This window comes from gamma proteobacterium symbiont of Lampromicra miyakona, assembly GCF_059730895.1.
Window position 1 is genome coordinate 1,607,893 of sequence record NZ_AP035932.1, and the last position, 14,742, is coordinate 1,622,634.

The window sequence follows — 14,742 nt, forward strand, 5'->3', positions numbered from 1 at the left end:
CCGGATATTAAAATTGATATTTAACGCCGCCCTCGCGGGTACGCCAAATCATCATAAGAATATTTTTGTCGATACAATTTTTTGGCGGTTTCATATCAGAGAAGCAAAGCCTGTCTTCGTTACCTTGCGCTTGATAGCCTTTTCCCAAAGCATAAATAGCAATCAGGAATGGCGTGTTATTTCCAGATGGAATGTTATATTTATCCAGTATTTTTTCACGATTATTTGTCCACCATTCAATTTTTCTGGATTCAGCGGAAGGTAAATTATTAACAATAATCTGTGCTGTGTTGCCATCATAATGAGCATCAATAACAGAAACTTTATCATTTCCGAAAGAAAGATAAATGAGGCTGCATAAAGCTATCACCAGGGCTGGAATAACTAACTTACGCATCATCGCTTTCCCTCGATATCGATCACCGCTTCCATGTTAGTCAGAAATGGACGGAAGCCGAATCTGTCAAAATGTTGCAAGACAAACCAGATTTTGAAAAACTGGAACTGGCTGAATTTTTGCTTACCTATATCACGGGCGTCAAGCCCAAAATGATCTTGCCCGGAAAATTTGATACTCGCACGCCATCCAGCGTTGTTAACATTAAGACGGATAATTTCTATTTTCGTTGCATGGACATCATGCACAGTAATCCCCATGCCATTGATTTTATCAAGTAGCATCGAGTCAAATTTCGGTAGAATTGACAATTTAATGGCTGAAGTTAATTGCTCTAATTTTTCCTGAGGAAATCCCATGCTGTTATAGTCAATAAATAACCCAATGGTCTCACGCATGATCGACGTTGTTTTTCTGGCATCATAATCAGAATGTAACTTATCACGGTACGCTAAATTAAGTTGAGCGTTATAGAATGCTGAACCGCGTGAAAGCTGAAAATGCCTCAGCATTTGATTGATAAGATATCTGTGCGGACCGTTGAAAGAGTAAGGCAGAGAGGTTACCTGCATCTCTTCAAACAGCAGTTGCGCGCATTGTTCAACGCTGAGTTTGCCACCACGGTGTATGCCATTGTATGCCCCTGCGAACCTCGATTGCGGAGTATCAAAGGCAGTCAATCGGGTCAGGGTGTAAGGATCCACCACGTTTGATATGTTGACCAGTCCAAACTCTCTTTTCAGCCTCTCTTCCGGGATATCCCCATAACGCATGTCGTCAGAAGAGTAATCATTAAAACGCCGCTGGGTGGTGAAAACCGTTGCTGGAAATACAGCATTACTCATAGAAAGTGCTCCCTTGCTGGTGTTTGTCCCTGTTGAAACACACATGAATGCGCAGATTTGCCCATGCTGCGGGTTTTACCGCTTCACTGCCTGGTGCCAGAACAAAAAATGGTCATTAAATTCCGTAAGCGGCACAGAGTTTTTGCGGAGCATCCCCGGGGAGCACATGCCTGCGACTGAGGACAGGGTGAATACAGCGCTGGTCAGCCAGCAAGCCATGGCAGGATGGCGGTGTGGAGAAGGGGGAGGGACGCAGAAGACAAAAAGCCCGCTCAGGTTTCCCTGAGCGGGCTTCTTTAAATCTGGCTCCTCTGACTGGACTCGAACCAGTGACATACGGATTAACAGTCCGCCGTTCTACCGACTGAACTACAGAGGAATCGTTGGAACGAGGCGAATATTAGCGATGCCGATCCCCGTTGTCAAAGCCCGATCGCACACTTCTGGTTTAAGTGCGCGTAAAAGCAGCGGATTGCTGCTTTTCTGCCTTGAATGGGCAGATTTCAAACTGCCAGCAAGATCTCACTTTAAACGCATTTCCTTTGAGATGTTAGATGCGTGTCAAAGTTTTGTTATTTGCCGATTTTAAAACAATCATTTCAGTGCTTTTATGATGAAAATTTCAAAAGAAGAAAGGATGAAACAAATGAACTGCTTATCATCACGCCCGAAACGAGTTTTGTCCGCTCAACGCTTCTTTCGAAAGTAACATATTGATAAGGAAGATGTTGAAAAAAGGAGCAGCACGGTACCGATAGCGTCAGACCAGAAGCCTTACCTCTACGAACAGAAAAAAAACGCCAGCGACGTTGAGTGAATGTAAAAGATATTTTTCATTCGCGGACTCAGCCAACCTGAGCACGTTAACAAATAAGAAGGGTTACCTATGAAATTCAAAAAAGCGTTAGTGACTTCCCTGTTAGCTTGCATGTTACCTGCCGCTGTGATGGCAAAAGATATCCAGCTGGGCGTTTCTATGGCGCTGTTTGATGACAACTTCCTCACCATCCTGCGCACAGCCATGCAAAAAGAGATGCAAAAAGACAACGTGAAAGGCCAGGTGGAAGATGCCAAAGGCGACGTCTCTCAGCAGCTGCAGCAGGTACAAAACTTCATCGGCCAGGGCGTCGACGCCATCGTCGTTAACCCGGTCGATACTAACGCGGTGAAGCCGATCATGGATGCCGCGACCAAAGCCGGTATTCCACTGGTATTCGTCAACCGCAAACCGGCGGGTCAGCTGACCGACAAGATGGCGTACGTCGGCTCCGACTCTGAACTGGCGGGCCGTCTGCAGATGGAAGCACTGGCCAAAGCGATGAACGGCAAAGGCAACGTGGCGATCCTGATGGGCGACCTGGCGAACGAATCAACCCGTGACCGTACTAAAGGCGTCGAAGCGGTGGTCGCCAAATATCCGGGCATTAAGGTGGTACAGAAGCAAACCGCCAAGTTTACGCGTAACGATGCGGTAGACGTGGTGAGCAACTGGATGACCGCCGGTGACGATATCCAGGCTATTGCCTCAAACAACGATGAAATGGCGATTGGTGCGCTGCAGGCGCTGGGTAAAAACCCGAACCACATCCTGATTGCCGGCGTGGACGGTACGCCTGATGCGCTGCAAATGCTGAAGAATGGCAAAATGGTTGCCACCGTATTCCAGGATGCGAAAGGTCAGGGCGAAGGTGCCGTACAGACTGCGGTGAAACTGGCGAACGGCGAAAAAGTGGAAAAAATCATCAACATCCCTTACCAGCTGATCACCAAAGACAACATGACGCAGTTCGAAAACCGTAACCAGAAATAATCGCTCCCCCTTAAGCCGTACGGAGGTGATGTATGACCGCTTTTGCGCTTGAAGCCGAAGGCATCAGCAAGTTCTTCCCCGGAGTGAAGGCACTCGACAATGTCTCACTGCGTATTAAGCCGGGGTCGGTACATGCCCTGATGGGTGAAAATGGCGCGGGCAAATCCACTTTAATGAAATGCCTTATCGGGATGTATCGTCCCGATAAGGGCACCATCCGCATTAAAGGGGAGCCAGTGCAGTTTCAGGACACCATGGACGCGCTGCGTTCCGGCATTTCCATGATTCACCAGGAGCTGAATCTGGTGCCTTACATGACCGTGGCGGAGAATATCTGGCTCGGTCGTGAACCGATGAAATACGGCTTTGTCGATCACGGCAAGCTCAATCAGCAGACGCAGGAACTGCTTAACAAACTTAATATCCGTCTGAAAGCCGATCGGCTGGTCGGCGAGCTCAGCATTGCGTCCCAGCAGATGGTGGAAATTGCCAAAGCGGTGTCGTGGAACTCCGACATCGTGATTATGGATGAACCGACCTCGGCGCTGACGGAAACCGAAGTGGCGCATCTGTTCACCATCATCCGCGACCTGCGTGCCCAGGGCAAAGCCATCATCTATATCAGCCATAAAATGGATGAAATTTTCGCCATCACCGATGAGATCAGCATCTTCCGCGACGGCACCTGGGTCGGCAGCAACAGCACCACCGCCTTTACCCGTCAGTCGCTGATCACCCAGATGGTGGGACGCGAACTGACGCAGTTGTTCCCTAAATTCAATAGCGCCATCGGCGAAGAAGTGCTGACGGTGCGCAACCTGACCTGCAAAGATCGCTTTACCGATGTCAGCTTCAGCGTGCGCAAAGGCGAGATCCTCGGCGTGGCCGGGCTGGTGGGTGCCGGACGCAGCGAGGTGATGGAGAGCCTGTTCGGCATGGAAAGCTTCGACAGCGGTGAAGTGCTGATTGATGGTGTGCCGGTGAAAATCGACTCGCCGTCGACGGCGATTGAGAAGGGCATGGCATTTCTCACCGAAGACCGCAAAAAGTCTGGGCTGTTTCTGGTGTTGTCGGTGCTGGAGAACATGAGCATCGTCAATATGCCCGATTACATCGGCAAAAGCGGTTTCGTTAGCCACATGAAGATGGCGCAGGACTGCATGGAGCAGATCCGCAAACTCAATATTAAAACGCCGACCATGGATCAGATCATTAATAACCTCAGCGGCGGTAACCAGCAGAAGGTGCTGATTGCGCGCTGGCTGCTGGCGCAACCGAAGATTCTGATCCTCGATGAACCAACCCGCGGCATTGATGTTGGCGCCAAAGCCGAAATCTACCGCCTGATCAGTGAACTGGCTAACCGTGGCGTGGCCATCATCATGGTGTCCTCTGAGCTGCCGGAGATTCTCGGCATGAGCGACCGGGTGATGGTGATGCACGGCGGACGTATAACCGGCATCCTCGATAAAGAAGAGGCCGACCAGGAAACCATTTTGTCGTTGGCATCCGAGTGAGGCACGAGACCCCTATGAGTAACGTAAAAGTAACGGCCCCGCAGGCCACCGAACAGAGTTCTTTCTTCGGCAATCTGCGCCATAAACTGCCGAAAGACACCGGTATCTTTGTCGTGATGTTAGGCATTGCGCTGATTTTTGAAATAGCCGGCTGGTACGTGCGTGACCAGTCATTTTTGCTCAACACCAACCGTTTAGTGCTGATTGTGCTGCAGGTAGCGATCATCGGTATTATCGCCGTCGGCGTCACCCAGGTCATTATTACTACCGGTATCGACCTGTCGTCCGGTTCTGTTATCGCCCTGACGGCGGTGGTTGCCGCCAGCCTGGCGCAGACGTCTGACAGCCTGTCGCCGATGTATCCGTCACTGGTCAATCTGCCCGCCGCCATCCCGATCGTCGCCGGCATCGGCGTCGGCCTGCTGTGCGGCGTGGTCAACGGTGTGCTCATCACCAAAACCGGCATTCCGCCGTTTATCGCCACGCTCGGTATGATGGTGTCGGCGCGCGGTCTGGCACAATATTATACCCAGGGCAACCCGATCAGCTTCCTGTCGGACGGTTTCACCTCCATCGGTCAGGGCGCGATGCCGGTGATTATCTTCCTGGTGGTCGCCTTCCTGTTCCACATCGCACTCAAACACACCCGCTACGGCAAATATGTCTATGCGATTGGCGGCAACATGACCTCCGCCAAAGTATCGGGCATCAACGTTAATAAATACCTGATCATCGTGTATACCATCGCCGGGGCGCTCTCGGGTCTGGCGGGAGTGGTGCTGGCGGCGCGCGTCAGCAGCGGTCAGTCGAGCATGGGGATGGCGTATGAACTCGACGCCATCGCCGCCGCAGTTATCGGTGGCAGCAGCCTGATGGGCGGCGTCGGGCGGATTACCGGCACGCTGATCGGCGCAGTGATCCTCGGTTTAATCAAAAGTGGCTTTACCTTTGTTGGCGTCGATGCTTACGTGCAGGACATCATCAAAGGGATGATCATCGTCGCGGCGGTTTCAATTGATATGCACCGCAACCGCAAAAAACGCTAACCCGTTCTGCTCCTCTCTTTCGGGAGAGGAGCAGGGTTAAGGCGGTAATTGCACGCTGCCGGGCTGCCGGCATCGTCAGACACAATAAGTTTTCCCACTGATAGCCACCGCGCAATTTCTCTTTATTCTCCTTTCTGCCCCCGCAATCCGTACATTTTCTGCCCGTTTTGCACCACTGCAGCACGCGGAGTCATCACTTTTTTGCACATCTGCCTCGCAAATGTTGCACCATCAGGGTGCGTCATCGCCAGCGGATAAACGTTATGGGTCATGTGCGGCACTTATTAACCCATTCGGGGTAATCAGAAACGCTTATTTTCCCGTTCGTTAGGAAAATTCTGGTCAGTGCCCGCCGGGTAAAGATCAAACCTGGCCTGCATATTGCAATTTCTTTGTCACAAGCCAGCAGGCTGAGAACTCATCATTTGGGCATTCGGGGATCCGTGACGGAGGCAATATGAACTTAAGACGACTGAAATACTTTGTAAAAATCGTCGATATCGGCAGCCTGACGCAGGCAGCAGAAGTCCTGCATATCGCACAACCTGCACTCAGCCAACAGGTGGCGACGCTGGAGAACGAACTCGACCAGCAGTTGCTGATCCGCACCAAGCGCGGCGTAACGCCAACCGAAGCCGGTAAAATTCTTTATGCTCACGCACGCACCATCCTGCGCCAGTGCGAACAGGCGCAGACAGCGGTGATCAACGCTGGCCAGGCGCTCAATGGTCAGGTATCGATTGGCCTCGCGCCGGGCACGGCAGCCTCTTCGCTCACCATGCCGCTGCTGCAAACGGTGCGCGAGCAATATCCTGATGTGCTGGTCTATCTGCACGAGAACAGCGGCACTTCACTTAATGAGAAAGTGATGAATGGCCAGCTGGATATGGCCGTGCTGTACGATCGCGCGCCGACTGCCGGTATCAACAGCATTCCGCTGATGAAAGAGGAGCTGTATCTGGTAGGGGCGACGGCCTGTCCGGGGGCTACGGTGGATCTGGCTGACGTGGCACAGATGAACCTGTTCCTGCCGCGTGACTACAGCGCCGTGCGCAAACGCGTGGACGAAGCGTTCTCGCTGCGTCGCCTGAGTGCGAAAATAATCGGTGAAATTGAGTCGATCTCAACCTTAACCGCGGCGGTGTCGAGCGGCATGGGCGTCACCGTACTGCCGGAATCGGCGGCACGCGCGCTGGTGAGTTCAACGCATGCGTGGATGGCGCGCATTAACAGTCCATCGCTGAATCTGCCGCTGTCGCTGAACGTCTCAGCGCGCCTGCCGCTGTCGCCATCGGCGCAGGCGGTAAAAAATATCCTGCTGTCGCTGCTGAATAAGCCGATGGTGGAAGAGCGCGAGCTGATGTTAGTGGGTTGATAGAGAGAGGTTTTTCCCCTCACCCTAACCCTCTCCCGCTCGCGGGAGAGGGAACCGTCTGGCGCTGCCATTCATCCCGGCACGCCATCTCACTCTCGCGCGATCCGCTCTCTCCTCATGGGTGAGGGCGGCAAATCGCATCACATTTACCCGCACCTGCGCGCGTTCCACTCCCTCTCCCTATGGAAGAGGGCCGGGGTGAGGGCGGCAAAGCGCACCCATTCCCAATCTCACGCTTATTACTATTCCGCATAACACACCGTTTTTTATTATTTGTTGCAATCACACCAACTTCATAACATGGACGAAACAGGGGCAGGAAACAGGAGAAAAGGGTGTGAATTTCCAGCAACTTAAAATTATACGCGAAGCAGCCCGTTGCGAATTCAACCTGACAGAAGTCGCCAATACGTTGTTTACCTCACAATCGGGGGTGAGCCGGCATATTCGCGATCTGGAAGATGAACTGGGCGTGGAAATCTTCATTCGTCGTGGCAAGCGGCTGTTAGGCATGACCGAACCGGGCAAAGCGCTGCTGACCATTGCTGAACGCATCCTTGATGAGGCCGGCAAAGTGCGCCGGCTGGCGGATGTGTTTACCAATGAGACCAGCGGCGTGCTGACCATCGCCACCACGCACACCCAGGCGCGCTATAGCCTGCCGCGCGTCATCAAAGCGTTTCGCCAGCTCTATCCCAACGTGCGGCTGGAACTCAATCAGGGTTCACCGCAGGAGATCGTCGCCATGCTGCTGGCCGGTGAGGCCGATGTCGGCATCGCCTCGGAGCAGCTGGTGAATAACACCAGCCTGGCGGCATTCCCGTGGTTCAGCTGGCACCACTCGCTGCTGGTGCCGCACGATCACGAGCTGCTGGCGAATCAGCCGGTCACGCTCGCCAGCCTCAGCCGCCATCCGCTGATCACCTATCGTCAGGGGATCACCGGTCGCTCGCGCGTGGACCGTGCATTCCAGGCTGCTGGCCTTCGCCCGGATATCGTGCTCAGCGCGCAGGATTCTGACGTGGTGAAAACCTATGTCGAACTCGGGCTGGGCGTCGGTATCCTCGCCGATCAGGCGTGCGATATTTACGATGGCGAAGACCTGGTGAAGATCGATGCTCACCATCTGTTTGATGCCAACACCGTGTGGCTCGGGCTGAAGCGCGGCCAGCTCCAGCGCAACTACGTCTGGCAGTTCCTTGAACTGTGTAACGCTAACCTGTCACTGGAAGAGATCAAACGGCAGGCGCTCTCTTACGAAACCGACGACGAACCCGCCATCGATTTCCAAATCTGAGTTTCCTCTCTGGCCCGGTGCGGGCCTTTTTTATTTGCTTCCGCAAACGGACGTGGCAAGCTGGCGGGCAGAACGCCTCTCAGGGAGAACAGAATGAATTCGATATTGCGCGCCATGACCCTCGCGGACGCCGAAGCGGGTTATCGCCTGACTCAGCAACTGGGCTGGGCGCACCGCCGTGAAGACTGGCAGCAGCTCATCGCCCTGGGTGAAGGCGTGGTGGTTGAGGCGCAGGGCGACTATCTCGGCGGGGCGATTGGCTGGCGCTGGGGGCCGGACGCCGCCACTATCGGTCTGGTGATTGTGAGCGAACAGGCGCGCGGACGCGGTATTGGCCGCCAGGTGATGCAGGCAATGCTGGAAAAATTCTCCGGCTGCAACGTGCGGCTGCACGCCACCGATATGGGGCAGGTGCTGTATGAGAAGCTCGGCTTCCAGGTCTGCGATCGCGTGGCGCAGCATCAGACGCGCGCGCTGGCGCAGCAGCCTGCGGTAATGGTACCGGATGGCCTTACGCTGCGGCCGGCCGTTGAAGCGGATGCCGCCGCCATCGACGCACTGGATTATCAGGCGAACGGGCTGCGGCGAACGCGTCTGCACCAGCAGCTGCTGGCGCAAAGCGTGGTGCTGCAGGATGCACAGGGCACGTTACAGGGGTTTGCCAGTCGCCGCCGCTTTGGGCACGGCTGGACCATCGGTCCGGTGATTGCTGACGATGTTGCGGCGGCGCAGGCGCTGGTGTCGCAGCTGATGCAGGATCTGACGCAGCAGTTTGTCCGGCTGGACACGCCCGATGCCCGGCTCGGCGCGTGGCTGCTCAACCTTGGGCTGGCGCAGGTCGATGCGCCTTATGCGATGGTACACGGCACACCGTGGCGAGCGGCACCTAACGGGCCGCAGACTTTCGCGCTGGTCTCGCCTGCGCTGGGTTAACTAAGCGTAACGGCGGAGATTTCTAAGCCAGACGCGGCAAACGTCGCCGAACAGGCGTAATCTGTCACATTCCATTTCGTCGGCTACCCTTAACGTTTATTGCAAACGTCTAAGGGAGAGCCCGTCATGAGCAAGAAAACCAGCGATTTCTTTGTTGAACGCCTGCAGGCATGGGGCGTCACGCGCATTTATGGCTATCCGGGCGATGGCATCAACGGCGTGCTGGGCGCTATCCAGCGGGCCAATAAAGCCGGTGCAGGCATCGAATTTATTCAGGTGCGACATGAAGAGATGGCGGCCTTTATGGCTGCCGGTCACGCCAAATTTACCGGTGAGCTCGGCGTCTGTCTGTCGACCGGCGGGCCCGGTGCCACCCATCTGCTCACCGGCCTGTATGATGCCAAAATGGATCACGCGCCGGTGCTGGCGATTGCCGGCCAGGCGGAAACCACCGCGCGCGGCGCCAGCTACCAGCAGGAGATGAATTTAGACCGCATCTTCGCCGATGTGGCGAACTTTGTGCAGGAAGCGGCAGCGCCGGCGCAGGTCCAGCATCTGGTCGATCGTGGCGTGCGCATTGCCAAAGCGCAGAACGGCGTCGCGGTGATCATCCTGCCGAAAGATCTGCAGGATGAGAACTGGCAGCCACCGCAGCATGCGCACGGATTTACCCATTCCGGGCCGGGCTATCAGCGGCCGAAGATTGTGCCCTACGACGAGGATTTGCGTCGCGCCGCAGAAGTGCTTAACGCCGGCAAAAAAGTCGCGGTGCTGATCGGTGCTGGTGCGCGCGGTGCTGCGGTTGAAGTGGTGCAAATTGCCAATGTGCTCGGCGCGGGCGTAGCCAAAGCGCTGCTGGGCAAAGACGTGCTGCCGGACGATGCGCCTTTCGTCACCGGCTCGATTGGCCTGCTCGGCACCAAACCGTCGTGGGAGCTGATGCAGAATTGCGACACTTTACTGATGATTGGCAGCGGTTTTCCGTGGACCGAATTTCTGCCGCCGGAAGGTAAAGTGCGCGCGGTACAAATCGATATCGATCCGGCGATGCTGGGGCTGCGCTATCCGTGCGAGGTCAATCTGCATGGCGACGCGGCAGAGACCCTGCGTGCGCTGTTGCCGTTACTGACGCATAAAGCGGATCGCCACTGGCAGGAGGAGATCGCGGTACAGGTGCGCGACTGGTGGACGTTGATGGAACAGCGCGCCATGGCACCCGCCAACCCGGTCAATCCGCAGCGCGTGGTGTGGGAGATGTCCCCGCAGCTGCCGGAAGATGCGATTGTCACCTCGGACTCGGGCTCCTGCGCCAACTGGTTTGCGCGCGATTATCGGGTGAAGCAGGGCCAGCGCGCCACGCTGTCGGGTGGGCTAGCTTGCATGGGGGCCGCCGTCCCGTTTGCCATCGCCGCGAAATTTGCCTTTCCCACTCAGCCAGTGGTGGCGCTGGTGGGCGACGGGGCGATGCAGATGAACAACCTCGCCGAGCTGATCACCATTCAGAAATACTGGCAGCAGTGGGCCGATCCGCGCCTGATTGTCTGCGTGTTCAATAATCAGGATCTCAATCAGGTCACCTGGGAACAGCGGGTGATGGAAGGCAATCCGCGCTTTGAAGCTTCGCAGCAGCTGCCGGATGTGCAGTATGCGCGCTTTGCCGACAGCCTCGGTTTGCAGGGCATCTATGTCGACCGGCCGGAGGATCTGGCGACGGCGTGGCAGCAGGCGCTCAGCGCCACCCGACCGGTAGTGCTGGAGGTTAAAACCGATCCGGAAGTGGCCCCGCTGCCGCCGCATATCACGCTTAAGCAGGCCGCAGCCTTTATGTCGTCAATGGCGAAGGGCGACCGCGGCATGGCGCAGGTGATTAGCGACACCGCCAGCCAGTTGCTGCACAGCAAGGGTTAGCGCGCCGCTACAATGTGTGCAGGATGGTGGTGTAAAAATTCAATCCCGCACGAATCGCAGCGGCGCAATTCATTGCGCATTCTGGCAGTTGTGGAATGGTTAACCTGGCGCGATAAATCGCGCCGCTACAATGTGTGCAGGATAGTAGTGCAAAAATTCAATCCCGCACGAATCGTAGCGGCGCAATTCATTGCGCATTCGGGCAGCTGTGCAGCGTTTCACTCAGCGCGATAAATCGCGCCGCTACAATGTGTGCAAAATGGTGGTGCAGAACTACAATGCCGTACGCATCGTAGCGGCGCAATTCATTGCGCATTCTGGCAGCTGTGCAATGTTTAACTCAGCGCGATAAATCGCGCCGCTACAATATGTGCAGGATGGTGGTGCCGAAATAAAATGCCGCACAAGTCGTAGCGGCGCAATTCATTGCGCATTCGGGCAGCTGTGCAGTGTTTCACTCAGCGCGATAAATCGCGCCGCTACAATGTGTGCAGGATGGTGGTGCAGAAATAAAATGCCGCACGGATCGTAGCGGCGCAATTCATTGCGCATTCTGGCAACTGTGAAGTGTTTAACTCAGCGCAATTCATTGCGCATTCGGGCAGGTGTGCAGTGTTTAACTCAGCGCGATAAATCGCGCCGCTACAATGTGTGCAGGATGGCGGCGCAGAAATACAATGCCGCACGAATCGTAGCGGCGCAATTCATTGCGCTTTATAACCGGCATCACTCTTGTTGATAATAATGATCCAGCTCCCACCTCAACGGGTTTTGCTCAATATATTGCCGTGCGAAAAACAGCTCTTTTTCATTGCGTATAACCCGCTCATAAAAATTGTGTTGCCACACTCTGTTTGCGATAACCCGACTGACGCCTGCCTTATAACCAGCTATGACTCTGCTTAAGGAATTATTGTTCTCGCCGGACAGCCACAAAATGCCGTGTAGGTGATTTGGCATCACAACAAATGCATCTGTCATCAATCCTGGAACACGTAACGACAGATTAAGCCATTCCTGATATACAACACTCCCTGTTTTACTGGGAATCAGTTGCGCCTGCCTGATACGGCCGAAAAGACATAACCGTTGTCGTGTAACAATGGTAATGAAATAAGCTCCCGCTGCAGCGTAATCGTAATGCAACAGTCGTAATTGTTTTCTGAATAGCATAACAGCCTCCTTTCACAGAGCATCTGCTATCCGAATCAATTTTTCAGATTGTTTTTAACTTCTCCGATCCAGATTCAAAAAAGCGCGAAAAATAACGCCGCTACGATGTCGGTTATAGACCAGCACGTAAATACATTCCCGCACAAATCGTAGCGCCGCAATTTATCGCGTCTCTTCTGCATCCTCACACCATCCGCTCAATCTCGCTCAACGGCACTGCCCGGCTGAACAAATATCCCTGCAGCTCATTACACCCGGCATCGGCCAGCGCGTTTTTCTGGCCCTCGGTTTCGACGCCTTCGGCGGTGACGGTCAGGCCCATGGCGTGGCCGAGGCGCACCACGGATTCAACAATCGCGGTGGAGTTCTCCGCCACGCCCAGCGACTGGGTAAACGACCGGTCGATTTTAATCTTGTCGACCGGAAACGTGCTGAGATAATTCAGGCTCGAATAACCGGTGCCGAAATCATCCAGCGCGATACGGAATCCGGCGTCGCGCAGCGAGATGATGCTGTTGCGCGCTTCGTGTTCATCCTCAATCAACACGCCTTCGGTGATTTCCAGCTCCAGCCGCTGCGGATCGGCTCCTTCCGACTGCACAATCTCAATCATGCGTTCGACAAACCCGCTGGCGCGGAACTGCACCGGCGAAACGTTCACCGCCACAATCACCTGCGGTAACTTCAGGGCGGTTTTGCAGGCCTCGCGCAGCACCCATTCGCCCAGCGGAATAATCATGCCGGTCTCTTCGGCGATGGCGATAAAGTCCGCAGGCGACACATCGCCGCGCTGCGGATGATGCCAGCGCAGCAGCGCTTCCAGTCCGACAATCTGCTGGCCGCTGATCTCCATCAGTGGCTGATACCACACCGCCAGACCGTCGTACGTGACCAGCGCCTGACGCAGATCCGCCGCTATCTGCTGCCGCGTACGCAGCGATTCATCCATCACCTTTTCAAACTGGCGATACTGACCGCGTCCGCCATTTTTCGCTTCGTATAGCGCAATGTCGGCTTTGCGCATCAGCTCCAGCCGGTCAATGCCATCGCGGGGTGCCAGCGCCAGGCCAATGCTGACGCCAACCCACAGTTCGTTGCCCACCAGCTGATACGGCTCGCCCAGCGCGGCGATGATGCGCTGCGCCAGCGCCTGCACCTGACCGATATTCTCTACCTCCGGCATCACGATGATAAATTCATCGCCGCCAATACGCCCGACGGTATCGCTGGCGCGCACCAGGTGGCTCAGGCGGCGCGCCACCTCGATAATCAGATCATCGCCGGCGTGATGGCCCCAGGTATCGTTAATGATTTTGAAGCGGTCCAGATCCAGCAGCAGCAACGCCACGCGCTGGTCGTGACGGGTCGCGGCGGCCAGCGCCTGAGTCAGCCGATCTTCAACCAGCGCCCGGTTCGGCAGCCCGGTCAGCACATCGTGAAACGCCAGATGCTGCGCCTGCGCCTCGCTGGCCCCGAGCTTCAGCAGTGACTGCGATAAATCGAGCGAGGAAGTCCAGATGCGCCGCACCATAAACAGACACAGCAGGGTGATCAGCAGCACCGAAATCAGCGTGGAAGGACCGAGGGTACGCAACATCTGCGCGCCCGGCTTGTCCGGATCCCAGCTGAGGTAGCCGACGATATCGCCCTGACGCGAGGTCAGCGGATAGCGCGCTTTGTGTTCGTTCTGCGGTACGCCATCGCTAAAGAAGAGCTGCCGCAGCTGGCTGCGTTCAGACAGGTTGCGCAGATAGCCATCATCAAGAAACTTAATACTCACCAGCCGGTAGCGCCCGGCCTCGCGCGTGCTGCTGATATCGCCCACCGCCAGCGCTGCCGCACGCTGGCCGATGCGCACAAAATCCGCGCGGTCGGCCGGACCGGGTACCTCATCACTGCTTTGCACCAGTGGCGTCTGCAACAGATCGCGCAGGTACGGCCCGATGCGCAGATCCGCCACCGGCTGACCGTTGCGCCACACGGCGGTCGGCTGATTGGTGCGGTCAAGCAGCACAATCAGCTGATGATCAAACATATCGTACAGCCAGCTACCGACGTTTTGATTCAGCCAGTCGCTGTCAGGCTGCGGCTGCGCCAGTTGATCGGCGAGCGGGGACCAGCGCGTCAGGCTGCGCAGCTGGCGCAGATGTTCACTCAGGCTCTGATTGAACGAGGCGGCGATCATCCGCTGCTGCTGCTCGCGCGCCTCATGGTTGGTGGCCGAGGTGCTCCAGAACAGGCCGAAACCGGCACCGAGAAAAGTCAGCAGCAAAATCGCCACCAGCGGCAGGATCACTTCGCGCAAAAAATTGCGGCGAAAACCGTGCGAAAGTTTGAAGGTGTTTATCATTTTAAGGTTTCGCGCTCCGGGCAGGGCTTACTGATTAAATTAGCAGAATTTACGCAGCCTGCATCCGGTAAGGGAAGCGTTAAAGGCGTGA

General features: G+C 55.6%; 11 protein-coding genes and 1 tRNA gene. 7 read left to right on the forward strand and 5 right to left on the reverse strand.

Annotation, left to right across the window (positions count from 1 at the left end; translation table 11 throughout):
* Window positions 1-7: 7 nt before the first annotated feature.
* From AC6I8P_RS07330 to AC6I8P_RS07340, 3 genes are all read right to left on the reverse strand, one after another.
* Window positions 8-400 carry a DUF943 family protein gene (locus AC6I8P_RS07330; RefSeq protein WP_260640445.1) on the reverse strand — a complete coding sequence of 131 codons (393 nt, stop codon included), beginning with the start codon at window positions 398-400 and terminating at the stop codon, window positions 8-10.
* Window positions 397-1,242, reverse strand: coding sequence for a DUF3289 family protein (locus AC6I8P_RS07335; protein WP_498031093.1), 846 nt, complete (start codon window positions 1,240-1,242; stop codon window positions 397-399). Before AC6I8P_RS07335 ends, AC6I8P_RS07330 begins: the two co-directional genes overlap by 4 nt.
* A 303-nt stretch (window positions 1,243-1,545) precedes the next feature.
* Window positions 1,546-1,621 (reverse strand) — tRNA-Asn (locus AC6I8P_RS07340).
* Window positions 1,622-2,128: 507 nt separating this feature from the next.
* Between AC6I8P_RS07340 and AC6I8P_RS07345 the strand changes: the two genes are divergently transcribed.
* The 7 genes from AC6I8P_RS07345 to AC6I8P_RS07375 all read left to right on the forward strand — a co-directional run bounded on the left by AC6I8P_RS07345 (window position 2,129) and on the right by AC6I8P_RS07375 (window position 11,128).
* Complete coding sequence (locus tag AC6I8P_RS07345; protein ID WP_104093152.1) at window positions 2,129-3,052, forward strand: sugar ABC transporter substrate-binding protein; 924 nt, start codon at window positions 2,129-2,131, stop codon at window positions 3,050-3,052.
* A 32-nt stretch (window positions 3,053-3,084) separates the two neighbouring features.
* Complete coding sequence (locus tag AC6I8P_RS07350; RefSeq protein WP_021509786.1) at window positions 3,085-4,569, forward strand: sugar ABC transporter ATP-binding protein; 1,485 nt, start codon at window positions 3,085-3,087, stop codon at window positions 4,567-4,569.
* 14 nt (window positions 4,570-4,583) lie between these two features.
* Entirely contained in the window at window positions 4,584-5,615 is a 1,032-nt protein-coding gene (locus AC6I8P_RS07355) for an ABC transporter permease (RefSeq protein WP_058777949.1), read from the forward strand.
* A gap of 457 nt (window positions 5,616-6,072) precedes the next feature.
* Window positions 6,073-6,990 carry a nitrogen assimilation transcriptional regulator NAC gene (nac, locus tag AC6I8P_RS07360; RefSeq protein WP_058757341.1) on the forward strand — a complete coding sequence of 306 codons (918 nt, stop codon included), beginning with the start codon at window positions 6,073-6,075 and terminating at the stop codon, window positions 6,988-6,990.
* A 337-nt stretch (window positions 6,991-7,327) separates the two neighbouring features.
* Entirely contained in the window at window positions 7,328-8,287 is a 960-nt protein-coding gene (gene cbl / locus AC6I8P_RS07365; protein ID WP_021509789.1) for an HTH-type transcriptional regulator Cbl, read from the forward strand.
* Window positions 8,288-8,380: 93 nt separating this feature from the next.
* Window positions 8,381-9,220: a GNAT family N-acetyltransferase gene (locus AC6I8P_RS07370; protein WP_477530051.1), complete on the forward strand. Its 840-nt coding sequence runs from the start codon at window positions 8,381-8,383 to the stop codon at window positions 9,218-9,220.
* A 126-nt stretch (window positions 9,221-9,346) separates the two neighbouring features.
* A complete protein-coding gene (locus AC6I8P_RS07375; RefSeq protein WP_498031094.1) occupies window positions 9,347-11,128 on the forward strand; it encodes a thiamine pyrophosphate-requiring protein in 1,782 nt (593 codons plus the stop codon).
* 726 nt (window positions 11,129-11,854) lie between these two features.
* On the opposite strand, the gene AC6I8P_RS07380 is transcribed toward AC6I8P_RS07375, so the two are convergent.
* Window positions 11,855-12,301, reverse strand: coding sequence for a transposase (locus AC6I8P_RS07380; RefSeq protein WP_481657548.1), 447 nt, complete (start codon window positions 12,299-12,301; stop codon window positions 11,855-11,857).
* 184 nt (window positions 12,302-12,485) lie between these two features.
* Window positions 12,486-14,651, reverse strand: coding sequence for a putative bifunctional diguanylate cyclase/phosphodiesterase (locus AC6I8P_RS07385; protein WP_481657549.1), 2,166 nt, complete (start codon window positions 14,649-14,651; stop codon window positions 12,486-12,488).
* Between the last annotated feature and the right edge of the window lie 91 nt (window positions 14,652-14,742).